This window comes from Nocardia sp. NPDC052316 (assembly GCF_044547795.1).
Lineage (GTDB): Bacteria > Actinomycetota > Actinomycetes > Mycobacteriales > Mycobacteriaceae > Nocardia.
The window spans coordinates 250,422-267,032 of sequence record NZ_JBIUBB010000002.1 but is presented as its reverse complement, the minus strand read 5'-3'; the positions used below and the strand labels follow the sequence as shown (position 1 = coordinate 267,032).

The window sequence follows — 16,611 nt, the reverse complement described above, 5'->3', positions numbered from 1 at the left end:
TCATTGGAGTCGTCGCGGCCGGGGCGCGGCGTACTCTTGGATCGAACACATTCAACGGTCAGCTACGACCAGCGCGACGTTGACCGTCTTGACGCATGTCCGACACCCCGGGGGGGAATGGAAAATGAGGTTCAAGCTGCTCGGCCAGTTCGAAATCGTCGCCGACGAAGGGCCGATCCTGTTGACACAATCGAAAATAAGCCAACTACTCGGCTTGTTATTGATCCAGAACGGCGAGACGGTGAGCGTGGATTCCTTGATCGAGGAACTCTGGGGCGAAGACATGCCACGCAGCGCGCTCACCACCCTGCAAACCTACGTGTACCACGCCCGCAAGATGTTCGCGGCACTGTCGGGTGGCAAGGACACCCTGGTCACCAGGCCGTCCGGGTACGCCATCGAGGTGGCCGACGAGTCGGTCGACGTGCGCGCGTACATCGCGCACGTCGACAAAGCCACGAAAGCATATGCACAGGGCGATGTGGAATCGGTGATCGACCATTTGGATATCACTCGCAAATTGTGGCGCGGGCCGTTCTTGGTCGGTATTCCGAAGGGCCAGGTACTCGACGCCTACGTCACCTATCTGAAAGAAGTCCGACTCACGGCGCTCGAACTCGATATCGAAATAAAGCAGCGCACGGGTAATTACCGAGGACTTATTCCGCAGCTTCGGTTACTGGTGGCGGAGAATCCGCTCAACGAAAATCTGCACGCCCAATTGATAAAGGTGCTGCACAAGTGCGGCCGCCGAGCGGAAGCGTTGGCGGCGTATCGCGATCTGTGGCAGGTACTCGACGCGGAATTGGGTGTGCGGCCTACCGCGGAGCTCCAGTCGATCCAGCAGGAACTGCTCACCGAGGACCGGGTGGCTTACTAGCAGCGATCCCGCCGGGCGTTTACCGCCCGGCGGGATGTTCCGCCATCGCGGAGCGCGCCGCATCACCGTGGCGGTGCGCCCACGCACCCAACGCGAAAATGGGAAGCAGCAGTTCTTTCCCCGCCTCGGTGAGTTGGTATTCGACGCGCGGCGGGGCCTCCGGATAACGGCGGCGTTCGACCAGCGCCATGTCTTCCATCCGCCGCAGCGTCTGCGTGAGCATCTTCTGACTGATGCCGCCGATGCTGCGGCGCAGCTGGCCCGTGCGCATCGGCCCGTCGCGCAGCGTGTACGCCGTGACCGTGAGCCAGGAGTTGCCGAACAGATGGGCCACCAACCAAGGCGGGCAACGGTCCGCGACCGCGTTGTGGGACGAGGAGTACCGGGGATCGGCAGGCGTCGTCATGATTCCCAGCCTGCCAAGCCGTTAGGCACCTGTTGGTGCGTAACGGCGGGACTACCGTCGGCGTTCGGTGCGGCAGGACCGATGGCACCTCGGCCGGCCGACCACCGCGGCGCTGCGTACGGAGCGCTCCGTACGCAGCGCGTGAGGGGTTGTGGTGGTCGGCCGACAAGCCGGTGTCCGCCGCGCCGTTTCCACTCACGTACGAGTGAACCTCGAGCCGGCCCGCGCACGATCGAGCGTGACAGCACTCGACCAGCGGAGGCTCGCTTGATAATCCACACAATCATCTACCGTTTCGCGAACTCGGTCAGCGAACAGGACCGCGAACAGTTCTTCACCGAACTACGCGCGCTCGCCGAAAGTTCGGACCTGATCGAACAATTCGGCCACGGCCCGCACATCCGGCTGCCCGTCGACGACGGCGCCCAGGGCGTCACCGCCGACGCCATCGCCCAATTCTCCTGCCGGACCATCGCGGACCTGCGCACCTTCTCCGAACTGCCGCACGTCCACGGGTTCATCTCCCAGTGGCGCTCGAAGATCACCTACGACGCCGCCTACGCCAATCACGAGGATCTCCTCGCCCGCCGCACACCGACGAACGGAGCCACCATGCACCACACCGAGCACACAGTCACCGTCGGGGCGCCGGTCGACGTCGTCTGGGGCGTCCTGGCCGATGTCGAGGGGTACGCCGAGATCTTCCCGCCGACCCAGCAGGTCACCATCCTCGAGGAGTCGCCCACGCACCAGATCGCCCGGCTCGTCGTCGAGGTGAGCGGGGCGAACCAGTCGTGGGTCTCCCGCCGCGACCTGGACGCCGACCGGCACGTCATCGCCTACCAGCAGCTGGAGAAGGCGCCGCTGATGGGGCACATGGGCGGTGAGTGGCGGGCGCTGCCGCTGGACGCCGACCGCACCCAATTGGTGCTGACCCACGACTTCGTGGCGCGCGAACCCGTGGACGGCTTGGTCGCCGGGAAGTACACCTACGCCGAGGCCGACGAGATGCTGCAGGCCGCGGTCGAGCGCAACAGCGTCGCCGATCTGGCCGCGGTCAAGGCCGAGGCGGAGCGGATCACCGTGGAATCGGCCGGGACCGCAGCATGACTCACCTGATCGATCTGAGCGTGGTGCTCCGGGACGCGCCGAGCGAGGCGACGCCGGTGAAGATCGATCTGCTCGATCATCGCAGCGGTGCGACCGTCCTCGGGCTTGCGCCCGAGGACTTTCCGGACGGAATGGCGATCTCCAACGAGACCGTCACGCTGACCACGCACACCGGAACCCACATGGACGCACCGCTGCACTACGGTCCGCTCTGCGAGGGCAGGCCGGCCCGCAGCATCGATCAGGTGCCGCTCGAGTGGTGCTACGGTCCCGGCGTTCGCCTGGACCTGCGCGCCGTGCCCGCGGGCGAGGCGATCACCCCGGCGGATCTGGCGGCCGCGCTCGACCGCATCGACCACGAACTCTCGCCCGGCGAGATCGTGCTGTTGTGGACCGGCGCCGACCGCTTCTGGGGTACGGCGGCCTATCTGGACCACTATCCGGGCCTCAGCGGTGAAGGTACGCAATTCCTTGTGGAGCAAGGCATTCGGGTGATCGGCATCGATGCCTGGGGCCTGGACCGGCCGATGCGGCAAATGATCGACGAGTACCGCCGGAGCCGCGATCCCCGCGCGCTCTGGCCCGCCCATGTCTATGGGCGGGAACGCGAATATCTGCAACTGGAGAAGCTGGCACAGCTCGCGGAGCTGCCCACCGCCACCGGGTTCACCATCGCGTGCTTCCCGATACCGGTGGGCGGGGCAGGCGCGGGCTGGACTCGCGTCGTCGCCATCGTGCCTGCCTGAGCTCCCCGTGGCCACCGCCTGAACGAAGTGCTCAGGCGGTGGCCACATCCGGTTCGATGGCGAACAACGGCTCGTCGAACTCGACCGGGCCACCCTCCGGGCCCAGTACCTCGGCCACCCGTCCGGCGACGCCGGCGTGCACCGGGATCATCAGCTTCATGACCTCGACGATCGCCACCTGCGTGTTCGGCTCGACGTGGTCGCCTACCGAAACGAACGGTGCGGCACCAGGTTTGGGAGCCCGGTAGAACACGCCGACGGAGGGAGCGCGCACGAGATGACGCGAATCCACCACTTCTTCACCCTCGGTGGAGATCGAAACATGCTGGTGCGCAGCGACTCCCAGGTCAGGAGCGGAAGCTTGCGGCCACTCGGCCTCGACCGTGACCTCCCCCGCGCGAATGCGCAGCACGCTCGGCGGGACACCGAACTCGGCTTGCAGGCGCAAGGCGTTGGCTCGGACATGATCGAGCAGGTCGTTCAGTTGCGCCACCTCGGCGGAGCCGGGTGGTCCGGCACGACCGTTGTCGACCGCGGAGGCGGGCCTGACGTCGTCGGACGCTGCTGTCATCGCTGTTATCCATTCCTCGTGGGTAGACCGTACGAGGTTCAGGATCGGCGGTGCTGCTCGTGTCGCGGTCGAGTGAGCCTGGAAACCTCGGCGCCTGCCCCCGCGAAGCAGCTCGGGTCGGGCTCCGGCGCGGTGTCGTACCCCTGGCAGCTCACCTCGGTGCGGACAACAGTGTTGCCGCCCAGGCGCTTTGCGCGATACATCGCCGCGTCCGCGGCGCGCAGCACACGATATGGGGCCGGTAGCCCATCGGGCCGCGCCGCCGCAAAGACCGCGACGCCGACGCTGGCGGTGATCGTGATCGGCAGTCCGGGCATCGTCGCGATCGCAGCGCGCAGCCGCTCGGCGACCACGGCGGCGGGCGCGTCGCGCACCCGGCCGACGACCACGAACTCCTCGCCGCCGGTGCGCGCGATGAGGGCGTCGGAGTCGGCCGCCGAGCGCAGCCGATCCGCTGTCCGCCGCAACACCTCGTCGCCGAACGGGTGGCCGAACCTATCGTTCACCGATTTGAATCGGTCCAGATCCAGCGCTATCGCGTAACCCGTTGCGCGCCCGGCGGATCCGTAGCCCTGCGACCAGTGCGAGTCCAGGCCACGCCGGTTCAGCAGTCTGGTGAGTGGGTCGGACAGCGCGTCCATCCGCAGCAGCCAATGGGACAGTTGCACCGTCGGAAGCACGACCCCCATCACGGCGAGATTGGCCACTACGACGGCGACACCCAGCGCGATATCGCCGCGCCACCGTCCAGTGCCGAACACCATCGTGGCCGACAACACCGCGATCGATAGCAACGACCAGCCGACGCTCAAGGCCAGGACTCGCGGACTGTGGAAGACCGCCACGTAGCTTCCGGTCGCGACCAGCATGATGATCCCCAAAGCACCGAGCACCCGATCCTGCACGAACATGCTGTCGACGGTGATGACGCCATCGATGACGCCGATCCAAACCAGTGATTCGGACTCCCGCGGCCACGGCAACGCCCACCAGCGCACCGCCCACAAACCGCCGATAACCGCGGAAGCCGTGGTCACCACGGTGCCTGCCCCGCCGCGCACACCGGAAGGCGAGATAACCATCAGCATGGCGTTCACAAGCATCAGCATGCCGCCCGCGCCGATCACGATTTTGATCCGGCCGAGTACGGAATGGTATTCGAGAAAATCGACCACCCAGTTGTAATCAACCCGGTATTGCCACCGGGGCCGAGATGACAAGCGGCTGTTGGCCATCACGATACCGCCCTTACATCGGCGACGAAATGACCGGCAACGACGACCACCGGACCGAGATCGCACGCATGGCGCAAGCATGGCCAGCACAAGCTATCAGTATTCCGGTAGGAAAAATCGGTCCAGTTACCAATGTCACCGCGCGGTCGGCCAGGTCCGCCGGTTCGCGATCGGTTGCGCGGCTCGTGGGTTGTATCGAGCCCGAACAGCCGAGTGCCGACCCGGCCACCAGGGACCAGGTCGGCGCGCGGAATGCAATCAGTTACCTGCGGGACTCTGCTGTATTTGGTTGTCAGCGGGGCTCGGCTGTGTTTGCTTGTACGGTGCGCCCGCGGATTGCGCCGCGGTGGTGAACGCCCGCTTGATCTGCGGCCAGAAGGTGTCGTTCACGCAGGAGTAGCGGGGCATGAAGCCGCCGCAGGACGACGAATTGTTCGGGCCGATCTCGATGGTGAGGGCGGCCAGTCCCAATGCGCCGTGCGCCTGATCGTCGGTCGTTCCGGTGGTCGAGTATCCGACGGTTTCTTCGGAGGTGCCGACGATGAATCCGGGAACGATCTTCTTGGCCAACGCGCGCAACTGGCCGGCGTTCTTCGTGGTCGCACCGCTCGGAATGATGCCGTAATTACCGTACGCGTGCAGATCGATCACGATTCCCTTGGCGGTATCCGGAACATCCCGGCTGCCCGCGGGGCGCTGATTGGTGAACAGGCTCGCGTAAAGCCGCTGCACCGCTTGAGTTTCCGGTTCGGAGGCGGCGCGCGGACCCTGGAACGTCTGCGAGCATGGGTTGCGCGAATCGCCGCCCCAGCGGATGGTGAAGTTGCGGTTCAGATCCACGCCCGGACCGTTGCCCGACCCGTCGACGACCGAGCAGGACGAGGGCGTCTGGGTGTTGTTGACGTTCTTACGCTGCATCTTCGGCCGGTTCCCACCGCTGGCCGTCACGTCGACCCCGTCCGGGTTGGTCACCGGAACCACCCAGATCTCGGTGTTGTCCAGGATCGAGGTCGCCGTGCTGTCGGTGCCGTAGCCGTTGGCGAGGAAGTCGATCCACTTCCAGGCCAGTTCGCCGGTCGCCAGCTCGCGGGCGTGGATCTGCGCGGTCAGCAGGAAGCGCGGCTTGGTGGCGGCGGTGGGCGACAACGCGCAGCCGTTCGGTGCGACCGTCGCTTTGGCGGCCGCCGCCTTCTCCTGGTCGGTGGCCTTCTTCGCGATGCCGGTCAGGCAGATGACGTTCATGGTGTGGCCGCCGGTGCCGCGCTCGGCCTTCCAGCTCTTGCCGATGTTGTGTACCTGGGCGATGCCCGGGTATTTCGCCGCCACATCCGAGGCATGTTTGAGCAGGTCCGCCGCGGTGTGATAACCGCCGTAATACGTGGGGTCAGGAGCTTTTCGCTCCTGCGGTAACGACTTGTATACCGGCGCACCCTTTCTCGGTTGAAGTCCGCGTTCCCGCAGTGCCTTGGCCGTCGCCTCGTCCGCGGCGATGGTCACCTGCCCCGGACCCGCCGGAACCATTTCGATACCGGCCTCCTCGATGATGTCCTTCTGCGCCTGGGTCGGCACCGGAACTTCCCAGTAGTAGGGCGAGTCATCCTGGCCGCTCGCCGTCGCCGGATTCAGGGCCAGCGTCGAAAAACCGCAGACCGTCACCGCGGTAATAGATGCCAGAATATTGCGTACTCTGCTCATGGACTTCCCTTGTCTCTCGCACAACCGCCGGCCACCGCATTGCGCGCGGCACGAGGTTGTCTGCAGTCCCCGACGCGGACTTCGCCTGTCCCGATACCCGACGCGCCCGCACACAGGACGCCGACCGGCTCGCGGCCGGGCACCTGGATCGAGTCGACCGGTCGCCGCCGGACCGCCGAGTCCGGCACACACCGAACCCCTCGATACGAGCGACGGAAGATACGGGACATATCGGCTCCTCCAAAGGGACGGATGAATTCCCGATGGGCGGAGATTAAGCCGCGGCATCGGCTCGGTGAAACCCCAGATGACGAGTGGGGAATACAGGTGCCGTCGCCGAATGAGCTACGCGCGAGAAATGTGGGTTGCCCGAAAGATGCTGCGGCCCTTGGCCGCAGCCGACCACTCCGGCTAACGAGAGCGACTCGCCCGCGCTGCCCGCCATTGATCGCCGAGCAACACCTCGGCGATCCGAAGACGTGGCCACTCAGATGCCGGGCATGTGGTCCGTACCCGGCCGAGGGACCGCTCGCCGGAGCGATGGCCGCGGCGTGCGCTCACTGGCCGGACCCGGTGGATTCGAGGACTACCGCCGTGGTTGTTCCGCCGAGCCCGTGCGCCAACAGGAGGATGTAGCGCCAGCTCACCCGCTCGGTGTTGACGAGGTAGTCCAAGCCTGCCATCGGATCCGCCGGACCGATATGCCCTACGCGGCGCGAGAATTCCCACGGGGTAATACTCAGATCGAGGGACAGTGGCTCGAGAAATTGCATCGTCGTCAACTGTTTCCCCAGAAACGGGCAGACGACATAATCTATGTCGGACAAGCTGATACCAGCCTCGCCGGTGGCCGAGGAGACTACCCCGCGTACGTCGTCGGCGACCGACTTCCAAATGCGTTCGCCGTCGACGATCTCTTCGTGCCGCGTGCGCAGATATACCGGCCCGGTGAGTTGCTCACGCTCGGGCGAGAATGGGTTCATACCCCGCCCGATGGGCTCCAACTCAGGATCGCTGAACGACGCGATACCCGCGATACGCGCGAACCCGCCTGCCCGCGAGACCACCGCGGCGGCCGCGCCGTCACCGAATGGATTGTTCGACGTGCGCCATCGATCGACCTCGTGCGCACGCCAGCAATCGCCTGCGGTGATAAGTGCGAGGTCGTCCTCAGCGCGGGCGTCGAGGTAGGCGCACGCAAGTTCCAAGCCGACGAGCATGCCATCGCATCCGGCGTCGAGATCACTGGCCAGGCACCGGCCCGTCGGCGCGCCGAGCCGTCGATGGACGTAAGGCGCACCATGCCAGAGCCTGCCGCCGGGAGTGAGCATCATGCAGTGCAGCGCGAGAGCGATGTTCGCCGAGGAGCGCCCGGCTCGCCCGAGCGCCAGACGTGCGGCTTCCACCGCGAGGTCGGGCGAGTACTGATCGTCCTGCGCAACGGTGACCGCGAGTTGTTCGGTATCGATGGCGTCGCGCTTCGTCCAGACCCCGGCCGCCAGCGCTTCGGCGGCCTGCACCTCGGGCGGCAGCACACAACCGACTCCGGCGAGAAATATATTACCCACGATGAACACACCCGCTTCCGTTCAGAGCTCGCATGGTAGGCGACGCTCATGGACCACTCCCGCTATTTCTAGACTTTCTGCACATCGGCTTAAAGTGAACCAACGCACTAGACCAAAGGTTCATGTCCGAAAGGACAATTGAATACAAGATCTCCATTGCGCAAGATTGCGAGGGGTCCTGCTTTGTTGCCGTTCTTCAGAAACCCATTCCGGACGCCGGTTCCGATAATTCGTTACGAGGACACAGATGGATTTTGCGCTGACTGCCGCACAGCTGGAGCGATACGAGGCGGTCCTGGATGAGACTCGCGATCGACTGGCAGACGATGCCGCGTCCGCTGCGGACAAGTGGAAAACGGCTGCGGCCCTAGGGCTCACCGGGTTGTGCATCCCGGCCGAGTACGGCGGTGGCGGTCTCGGCGCGTTCGACACCGCGCTGACCCTGGCCGCCTTCGGTCGTGGGTGTCCGGACACCGGACTCGTCTTCGGGGTGTCGGCCCATCTGCTCGCTGGCGCCGTGGCCATTCGAGATTTCGGGGCCGAGCGCCTGCGCCGCGAGCTACTGCCGGGCCTGGCCGCCGGAGAACTCGTGGCGGCCAACGCCATCACCGAAGACGAGGCAGGTTCGGATACCAGCAGGCTTGCCGTGACCGCGCACCGCGACCACGACGCGTACGTGATAAACGGGGAGAAATCGTTCGTCAGCAACGGACCCGCCGCCGACGTGCTCGTGACCTACGCGACCACGGCTCCGGACGGCGGCTTCCTCGGAATCTCGGCCTTCGCGGTACCCGCCGGCCACACTGGCATCCACCTCGGCGATCCGCTCGCCAAGATGGGGCTGGCAGGCTGTCAGGCAGGGCGGGTGGGATTCCAGGACTGCCGGGTGTCCGAGGATTACCTGCTCGGCGGTGAAGGGCAGGGTTCGGCGATCTTCGCCCACGCCATGACCTGGGAACGCGCCTGCCTGTTCGCCACATACATCGGCATGATGGACGATCAGCTCGAGCGCTGCGTCGCGCACGCCCGCCGACGGCGGCAGTTCGGCAGACCGATCGCCAGATTCCAGGCCGTGTCCCATCGCATCGCGACGATGAAGCAGCGACTGGAGAGCGCCCGGCTGCTGATGTATCGGGCATGCTGGCTGATCGATCAGGGTGCCGGCGAGCAAACCGCCGCCGCCGCGCTGTCCAAGGTCGCGGTATCCGAGGCAGCGGTGGCCAACAGTCTCGACGCGATTCAGATCTTCGGCGCGCAGGGTTACCTCGTCGCCGGTGGCGTCGAGCGATACCTGCGTGACTCGGTGCCCGCACGATTGTTCTCCGGAACCACCGAGATTCAGCGCGACATCATCGCACGGGAGATGGGCCTGTGAACCTGCTCGATGGATTCCTCGACACGGTTGCCCGGTATCCGGATCGGCTGGCCGTCGCCGGACCGCTCGCTGCGATGAGCTACGCGGAACTCGACCGGACCGCGGCCGGGCTGGCCGGTGCGCTGGCCCAGCTCGGCGTCGGCCGTGGCGACCGGGTGATTGTCTGGGAGGACAAGTCCCCCATTACCATTGCCGCGATGCTCGCGGCCCTGCGCCTCGGCGCGGCCTATGTGCCCGCCGATGGCGCAACCCCGCAGAGCCGGGTGACGGCGCTCGCAGGCGACTGCGGCGTAGCGGTGGTCTGCAGCGCGTTCCCACCCGTCCCGAATCTCCCCGCGGGCACGGCATGGCTCGATCTGTCGGCCCAGCTGCCCGTACCGGACGGCGCGGTCGATGGAGCTGTCGACACCGCGCCGTCCGATCTGGCCTACATCCTCTACACATCCGGCTCGACGGGTGCGCCGAAGGGCGTGTGCATCAGCCACGGCAATGCCCGCGCCTTTGTGGACTGGGCCGTCACCACGCTGGCGGCCGGACCCGACGACAGGTTCGCCAACCATGCACCGCTGACCTTCGACCTGTCCGTGCTCGATCTCTATGCGGCGTTCGCGGTCGGCGCCTCGGTGCATCTGATCCCCGCCGAACTCGCCTATGCCCCGGTACAACTCGCCGAGTTCCTGCACGACCGGCAGATCACCGTCTGGTACTCGGTGCCCTCCGTGCTCACGCTGATGATGCGCGATGGCGGAATGCTCGATGCCCCCGCCCCGCCGTCGTTACGCGCAGTGCTCTTCGCGGGCGAGCCGTTCCCCATCGGCCAGGTACGCGACCTACGGTCCTGGACGGGGGCGCGGCTGCTGAACCTGTACGGGCCGACCGAAACCAATGTGTGTACCGGTCACGAGGTGACCGACGCCGATCTGCTGCGCGACCGGCCGGTGCCGATCGGCCAGGCCACCTGCGGCGACAAGGTCTGGGCCGAGCGGCCCGATGGCACGGTGGCCGAATCCGGCGAGGACGGTGAGCTGATCGTCGAGGGCCCGACGGTGATGCTCGGCTACTGGGGACAAGAGCCACAGCACGGCGTCTATCGCACCGGGGACATCGTGCGGGTACTCGACGATGGATCCTTCGACTATCTCGGCCGCCGCGACCAGCTGCTCAAGGTCCGCGGTCATCGGGTCGAGCTCGGCGAGGTGGAAACCGCGCTCACCGCGCACCCTGCGGTAGCCGAAGCCGTTGCAGCGGTGCGCGGCGCGGGCATCGACGCCCGCCTCATCGCGTTCCTGGTGCCGCGTCCGGAGCACCGGCTCAGCGTGCTGGAGATCAAGCGGCACAGTGCCGCAACTCTGCCGCGCTACATGGTCCCGGACGAGGTGTGCATCGTGCCGTCGCTGCCGCGAACTCGGACCGGAAAGACCGACCGCGCCGCGCTGCTCGCAGCGGCACCCGAGCACAAGCACCGATCCGAACCGAATGCACAAGGAGTACAACACCATGACACAGGCCGAACTGACCGATCGACTGCTGGCGTTCATTCACGAACGGTTTCTCGATAACGATCCGGCCAGCGATCTGGACGCCACAACTCCGCTACTCGACTGGGGCATCCTCAATTCGGTGAACACGATGGAGTTGATCAGCTTCATCCGCGCCGAGTTCGGTTGCGACATACCGCAATCCAGCGTCAATGTGCGAAATTTCCGCAACGCGAACTGTATTGCCGCCCTGATCGCCGACGCGACTACCGCGATCCGCGAACAGTCGGCATGAAATGACGCCGCGGCGCGATGGTTGCCCGGTCGTCGGGATACCACCGCGCCGCGGCGAATCGCGTTCAGCAGACAGCTGATCCGAGGTGGCCCGGCATATTCGACGTATAGCTGCACCCGCATCGCCGCCCCACGGCGTGGCATGTCTCGCGCCCCTGCTGCGCGAGCTGATAGGCGTATGAGACCAGGCCGGCCTGCAGTCTCGATTCGACACCGACCTTTGCCATGATGCGCGCGACATGCGCCTTCACCGTACGTTCGGTGATCTGTAACTGACCGGCGATGGCTCGGTTGGATCTACCACTGCCGAGCAGCCGGAATACTTGGATCTCCCGAGATGACAGCAATGCCGCACGCGCAGTCTCATCGTGCCATGTCGGAGGAGCGACCTCGATCGAACAATCTTCGACCAACGTTCCCTGCTCGAGCTCTTCAGACATCAAAATTCTCCCCTGGCTGCCACGGGTTCATCGACCCGCCCCGACTTCCGCGTTATCCAAGAGAAACGCGCTACTATCATTTCTCCTGCGGTGACAGCTGGCCCCACAATGGCTCTACAACGTGCTCGAAGGCAGCAAAAAAATCACAGTGCCCGCAGAAAATCTACAATTAGCCGCTCTCAACTCCCGACTCGTGGACTCCCTCGCTCGCTGTCGATCCAACCAGATTCATCCTACCTCCCGGCGATACTAATCGAGCCGCGAAGTTTCTTCCAACCGGAAGTTCGGATCGCCGACAACGGTTCTGCCGCAACGGGCTTCATGCTCGATAACCCCCACCTCCACTACCCTCACGATCTGAATACGTTGCGCCACAAGATCATTGATCTCCACGACCCGATACGAGCTATATGACTCCGAAGTCGTTATCCAACAACGCCTCTCGCACACACGAGCGTCCCGAGTCTGGCTCACGGCGCTCAGCAAGCCACCGGCTCCCGGCCGCAGTGGCGATCCATTCCAGCTGAATGTAGAATTCGCGCCTCCTCGGAATGACCAGGCGGGGCCAGGTTTCGGCCACACCCGGCCCTTCTTGTACTGTCGTCCAGGTTCTATCCATTTGACCCGATTGGACGGCCCAAGTCCAACAACCGACTAGGCAGGCCGACACCAGGCTGTTGTGAAAGGAGCAGGGTTGGAACTGGACCTCGGCGCGGTCCGAGCCTTCGTCGTCATCGCAGACCACCAGCACTTCGGCGAGGCCGCGGACCAACTGGGATTGACACAGCAAGCGGTCTCCAAACGAATCGCGAAACTGGAAGCCGCGCTGGGTACGACACTGTTCCACCGCTCACGGCACGGCAGCGGCCTGACCGAGGACGGCGCCGCTTTCCTGCCTCACGCCAGGTCCCTCATCGCGCTGGCCGACCAGGCCACCGCCTCGCTACGGGGACGCAGCCGACCGCTGCGGGTGGACGTGCTCGGAACCCGGCTCGCGGCCACCGAACTGGTCCGGACGTTCCACGAGACACACCACGACGTGGAGATCGACATCGTGACCTCCCCCGGGTTGCGCAGCGGGCGCTCCGCCCTGGTCAACGGCACGATCGACGTCGCCTTCGCGCGGGTGGTCGGCGCGCTCGACCCCGACATCGACCACATACCGGCCTATCTCGAACCCCTGCACATCCTGGTCGGCCCCGGGCACCGCCTCGCCGAGCGGCGCCAGGTCAGGCTCGTCGATCTCGTCGATTCGACCGCCCGAATGCCCGGCAACGAGCCGGGCAGCGAATGGGCGCAGTACTACGACGATCTCACCGCGGACTTCGGGCTCACGATCGACACCGGCGGACCGAACTTCGGCTTGGACCACATGCTCGACGAGATCGCCGAATCATCGGACCTTTACATGTTCTCCGGCGAACGATTGCGCGTGCCTTGGCACCCCGATATCCGCCGAATCCCAGTTGTGGAGCCGACCCCCGGCTACCCGCACTCCATGCTGTGGCACCGGCGTAACAGGCATCCGGCGCTGCCTCGACTCATCCGGCATATCACCGCCGACTTCGAACCGTTCGACCCCGGCCGACACTGGCTCCCCCCGACCGAGATCCGTGCGGGACTGTGGGGCCGATCCAGTTGATCGACAGCGGGTTTCACGGCGCGAGACCGACCAGTGCCGCGCTCTCCCGCCACAGCCGGTCGCAGCGTTCGGGATCGGTAGTGTGCGACGCGGTCTCGACGGGAGCGCGGTCCACGTAGAAACGGCCGGACACGCCAGCCACCTCGGGCGAGGTGGCCAGCCATACCGGGATCCGCGCGCCGACGTCCGGGCCGGGTAGCGCCGCGGGGTCGGACCGGCCGTGCTCCCACTCCCCGACACCGGGTTGCGGGCCTGGCTGGGGCAGAATCCCATCGGCGTGCGCCTGGACGATGATCGGGCCGAGCCCGGGCGCTTCCCCGCCGAGGCCGGTACCGGCGATCGTGCCGGGGTGGCAGACGTTCACCGTGACGTCGGTCCCGGCGAGGCGCCGCGCCAGCGCATAAGCGAACATCGTGTTCATGTTCTTGCTGCGCGCGTACACGTAATAAGGCCACAGGCCGGTGTGCTCGCCGAGACGCCCGGTGTCGGCGCAGAGGATGTCGTCCAGGTCGACCGGCTCGTGCGCGAGCAGTACCGGGTCGGACGCGATGACGATCACCCTGGCGCGCTCCACCACCGAGGTCAAGGTACGCAGCAGCAGATACGGCGCCAGATAATTGATGGTCAGCATCCTCGGCAGACCGTCGGAGGTCATTCGGTCCACCGAGGTCACCACTGCGGCGTTGCTGACGATCACGTCCGGTGGCGGCCCGGCCGAGAGTCGGTCCGCCAGCTCGCGCACCTGGCCGAGCTCCGCCAGATCGGCTCGCTCCACAACGAGTTCGACGCCGGGGACGGCCGCCTGGATCCGGTCTCGAGCCGCCCGGAGCCGAGAATCGCTGCGCCCCACCAGCGTTAGCGTCCGGCCGGGGCCGGCGAGGCGACGCGCGATCGCCTCGCCGATCCCGTTCGTCGCCCCGGTCACGACCGCGTGCTGCACTATTCTCCCTCGAAAATCGTTGTGCTCACGCGAAGTCCGCAACCCGCGGATAGATCTCGTCGGGCGGCAACTGGCCTGCCTCCAGATCGGCCCACTGGTGGCCGGGATGCGGCCGGTAGGTCGCCTCCGCATCGGTGTAGGTGGTGATGAATGCGACGCGGTCGGCGTCGGAAGTGTTGCCGCCCGCGGTATGTCCGGTCCGCCACTGGTGGAAGGTGGCGTCGCCGGCGCGCAGCGGGACGGTGACCCGTCGATCCCAGGTGAGTCCGGGATAGGTATCGAACAAATAAGATTCGGGGTTCTCCTGCGCAGCGGTCAACGGGGCGCGAAACGGTTCCGGTCGCCGATGCGAGCCGGGGATGAACGTCATGCAGCCGCGCTCGACCGGGACGTCGACCAAGGCGATCCACGCGTTCAGTAGCAACCGGCCATCCAACGGCGCGAGCGTCAAATCATCGTGCCACGTGGTGGGCGCCGCGTCCCCTGGTGACTTGACCAACGTCTCACCGCCCCATACCCGCAACGAGATACCGGACAGCTGCTCGGCGATCGCGCCGACCCGCGGATGACGGGCAAGGCCGCGCAGCACGTCGTTGTTGCGGAACGCGTCTTTGGTGATCCGCACCGCCGTCACACCGACCTTCATGCCCATGCCGGCCACCACGCCACTGCGCTCGATCTCCGCCAGCGCCGCCGCCCGGTACTGTGCTACTTCCTCCGGGGTCAGCACATTCGGGACGTGCGTGAAACCGTCTTCCCGGAACTGCGTGACATATCGCTGGTCGACCACGGCCGATCGCGTCTGGCTACTCGTCTCGGTCACGCCAATTCTCCCGTCAATCCTGGGCAGCAACAAACTATTTCTAAACGCGCCGCGGGCCGGGCGTAAAGTGAACCTTCGTGCATCGCACAAAGGTTTAATGTACGAAGGTTCACTTCAAACGCGAGATCGATGTGCGCGAGACTGCGAATATGTCGACAGCGGTTGCAGAGTTACCAGAGACAGCGCAGTGACGACGCTCGGTGAGAATCAGACTGCGGTACGCAGCTTCCCGATGCGACGGCAATGTCCGTTCGCTCCGGCAACGGAATACGCCGAGCTGCGCGAAGCGGGGCCACTCGCCCGCGTGCGACTGCCCAACGGGCAGCCTGCGTGGGTGGTGACGCGGTACGCCGAGGTGCAGCAGGTACTGGCCAGTCCACACATCAGTACCGACATCACCCGGCCCGGATTTCCCGAGCTGACCTCGGATCCGGATGCCGAGCGCTATCAATTGTTCGAGGGCGAGTTCTTCAACATGGACTCGCCCGAGCACGATGTCTACCGGCGAATGCTGATCCCCGAGTTCAGCTTCAAGCGCATCAAGGCGCTTCGGCCGGGCGTGCAAGCGATGATCGACGAGCTGCTGGACGCCATGCTCGCCATCGGTCCCCCTGCCGACCTGGCCGAGGCGTTCGCGTTGCCGGTCGCCTCGCTCGGCATCTGCCAGCTCCTCGGCGTTCCCTACGACGACCACCGGTTCTTCCAGTCTCGGGTGCGGACTCGCAAGATCGAGGCGTCCGAGGACATGCTGGCCCCGGTCGCGGAGCTGCGCGCCTACGTCGACGCCGCCATCACCCGAGCCGAGCGGGAACCGGGCGACAATCTCATCGGCAGGCTGGTCGTCCAGCGGGTCGCGACCGGCGAGATCACCCATAACGCCGCCGTCGGCATGGTCTTGCAGCTGCTGATCGCGGCGCACGAGACGACGTCGAACATGATCATGCTCGGCACCCTCACCCTGCTGCGGCACCCCGCGCAGCTCGCCGAGCTGCGCGCCGACCCCGCGCTGTGGCCGAACGCGGTGGACGAACTGCTGCGGTACCACTCGGTCGCGGACGGGCCGACCTTCGGCCGCATCGCCGTCGGGGATATCGCGGTCGGCGATCAGGTGATCAGGGCGGGCGACGCGGTCTTCGCGCTGTGCGCCTCGGCCAACCACGACGAACGGGCCTTCGACCGGGCCGGCGAGTTCGACATCCACCGCGGCTCCGGCAATCACCTGGCGTTCGGGTACGGCGTTCATCAGTGCATCGGCCAGAATTTGGCCCGCGCCTGGCTGGAGACCGCCTACGAGACACTGTTCCGGAGGGTCAGCACGTTGCGGCTGAACGCGCAGGTCGAGGACCTCTCGTTCAAATATGACGCCGCGATCTTCGGCCTGGACGAGTTCCCGGTCACCTGGTAACGC

17 protein-coding genes are annotated in these 16,611 nt (G+C 65.8%); 8 read left to right on the top strand and 9 right to left on the bottom strand.

All coding sequences use genetic code 11. The features are described 5' to 3' along the window. The first annotated feature begins 124 nt into the window (after positions 1–124). The gene (locus tag ACIHA7_RS08225) at positions 125–880 is read left to right on the top strand and encodes a BTAD domain-containing putative transcriptional regulator (RefSeq protein WP_397286980.1); all 756 of its coding nucleotides are present in this window, start codon (positions 125–127) and stop codon (positions 878–880) included. A 19-nt stretch (positions 881–899) separates the two neighbouring features. Here the strand turns inward: ACIHA7_RS08225 and ACIHA7_RS08220 are convergent, their stop codons facing one another. Continuing rightward, a complete protein-coding gene (locus tag ACIHA7_RS08220; protein WP_397286978.1) occupies positions 900–1,286 on the bottom strand; it encodes a winged helix-turn-helix transcriptional regulator in 387 nt (128 codons plus the stop codon). 267 nt (positions 1,287–1,553) lie between these two features. On the opposite strand from ACIHA7_RS08220, the gene ACIHA7_RS08215 reads away from it, so the two are divergent. Together ACIHA7_RS08215 and ACIHA7_RS08210 are read left to right on the top strand one after the other, a co-directional pair. Beyond that, positions 1,554–2,396, top strand: a complete 843-nt coding sequence (locus ACIHA7_RS08215) for an aromatase/cyclase (protein ID WP_397286976.1) — start codon at positions 1,554–1,556, stop codon at positions 2,394–2,396. Beyond that, the gene (locus tag ACIHA7_RS08210; protein ID WP_397286974.1) at positions 2,393–3,142 is read left to right on the top strand and encodes a cyclase family protein; all 750 of its coding nucleotides are present in this window, start codon (positions 2,393–2,395) and stop codon (positions 3,140–3,142) included. Before ACIHA7_RS08215 ends, ACIHA7_RS08210 begins: the two co-directional genes overlap by 4 nt. Before the next feature lie 31 nt (positions 3,143–3,173). On the opposite strand, the gene ACIHA7_RS08205 is transcribed toward ACIHA7_RS08210, so the two are convergent. The 4 genes from ACIHA7_RS08205 to ACIHA7_RS08190 all read right to left on the bottom strand — a co-directional run bounded on the left by ACIHA7_RS08205 (position 3,174) and on the right by ACIHA7_RS08190 (position 8,220). After that, positions 3,174–3,713 carry an acetyl-CoA carboxylase biotin carboxyl carrier protein gene (locus ACIHA7_RS08205; RefSeq protein WP_397286972.1) on the bottom strand — a complete coding sequence of 180 codons (540 nt, stop codon included), beginning with the start codon at positions 3,711–3,713 and terminating at the stop codon, positions 3,174–3,176. A gap of 38 nt (positions 3,714–3,751) precedes the next feature. Beyond that, entirely contained in the window at positions 3,752–4,888 is a 1,137-nt protein-coding gene (locus ACIHA7_RS08200; protein WP_397286969.1) for a diguanylate cyclase domain-containing protein, read from the bottom strand. 318 nt (positions 4,889–5,206) lie between these two features. Continuing rightward, positions 5,207–6,643 (bottom strand): M14 family zinc carboxypeptidase, encoded by a 1,437-nt coding sequence (locus ACIHA7_RS08195; protein ID WP_397286967.1) that lies wholly within the window; start codon positions 6,641–6,643, stop codon positions 5,207–5,209. 557 nt (positions 6,644–7,200) lie between these two features. Then, on the bottom strand, positions 7,201–8,220 hold the full coding sequence (locus ACIHA7_RS08190; protein ID WP_397286965.1) for a ketoacyl-ACP synthase III family protein: 1,020 nt from the start codon (positions 8,218–8,220) through the stop codon (positions 7,201–7,203). A gap of 238 nt (positions 8,221–8,458) precedes the next feature. Between ACIHA7_RS08190 and ACIHA7_RS08185 the strand changes: the two genes are divergently transcribed. From ACIHA7_RS08185 to ACIHA7_RS08175, 3 genes are read left to right on the top strand one after another with little or no spacing between them, the layout of a single operon-like run. Then, positions 8,459–9,586, top strand: a complete 1,128-nt coding sequence (locus ACIHA7_RS08185) for an acyl-CoA dehydrogenase family protein (protein ID WP_397286963.1) — start codon at positions 8,459–8,461, stop codon at positions 9,584–9,586. Next, a complete protein-coding gene (locus tag ACIHA7_RS08180) occupies positions 9,583–11,145 on the top strand; it encodes an amino acid adenylation domain-containing protein (RefSeq protein ID WP_397286961.1) in 1,563 nt (520 codons plus the stop codon). Before ACIHA7_RS08185 ends, ACIHA7_RS08180 begins: the two co-directional genes overlap by 4 nt. Further along, positions 11,084–11,359 (top strand): acyl carrier protein, encoded by a 276-nt coding sequence (locus ACIHA7_RS08175; RefSeq protein WP_397286959.1) that lies wholly within the window; start codon positions 11,084–11,086, stop codon positions 11,357–11,359. Before ACIHA7_RS08180 ends, ACIHA7_RS08175 begins: the two co-directional genes overlap by 62 nt. 64 nt (positions 11,360–11,423) lie before the next feature. Here ACIHA7_RS08175 and ACIHA7_RS08170 read toward each other — a convergent pair whose 3' ends face one another. Together ACIHA7_RS08170 and ACIHA7_RS08165 are read right to left on the bottom strand one after the other, a co-directional pair. Then, positions 11,424–11,798 carry a response regulator transcription factor gene (locus tag ACIHA7_RS08170; RefSeq protein WP_397286957.1) on the bottom strand — a complete coding sequence of 125 codons (375 nt, stop codon included), beginning with the start codon at positions 11,796–11,798 and terminating at the stop codon, positions 11,424–11,426. Between the two features lie 249 nt (positions 11,799–12,047). After that, on the bottom strand, positions 12,048–12,191 hold the full coding sequence (locus ACIHA7_RS08165) for a hypothetical protein (RefSeq protein ID WP_397286955.1): 144 nt from the start codon (positions 12,189–12,191) through the stop codon (positions 12,048–12,050). 301 nt (positions 12,192–12,492) lie between these two features. Between ACIHA7_RS08165 and ACIHA7_RS08160 the strand changes: the two genes are divergently transcribed. Next, positions 12,493–13,440 carry a LysR family transcriptional regulator gene (locus ACIHA7_RS08160; protein WP_397286953.1) on the top strand — a complete coding sequence of 316 codons (948 nt, stop codon included), beginning with the start codon at positions 12,493–12,495 and terminating at the stop codon, positions 13,438–13,440. Positions 13,441–13,453: 13 nt separating this feature from the next. On the opposite strand, the gene ACIHA7_RS08155 is transcribed toward ACIHA7_RS08160, so the two are convergent. After that, the gene (locus tag ACIHA7_RS08155) at positions 13,454–14,365 is read right to left on the bottom strand and encodes an SDR family NAD(P)-dependent oxidoreductase (protein ID WP_397286951.1); all 912 of its coding nucleotides are present in this window, start codon (positions 14,363–14,365) and stop codon (positions 13,454–13,456) included. A gap of 40 nt (positions 14,366–14,405) precedes the next feature. Then, positions 14,406–15,203, bottom strand: a complete 798-nt coding sequence (locus ACIHA7_RS08150; protein ID WP_397286949.1) for a phytanoyl-CoA dioxygenase family protein — start codon at positions 15,201–15,203, stop codon at positions 14,406–14,408. 187 nt (positions 15,204–15,390) lie between these two features. Between ACIHA7_RS08150 and ACIHA7_RS08145 the strand changes: the two genes are divergently transcribed. Beyond that, positions 15,391–16,608: a cytochrome P450 gene (locus tag ACIHA7_RS08145; protein WP_397286947.1), complete on the top strand. Its 1,218-nt coding sequence runs from the start codon at positions 15,391–15,393 to the stop codon at positions 16,606–16,608. The last annotated feature ends 3 nt before the right edge of the window (positions 16,609–16,611 follow it).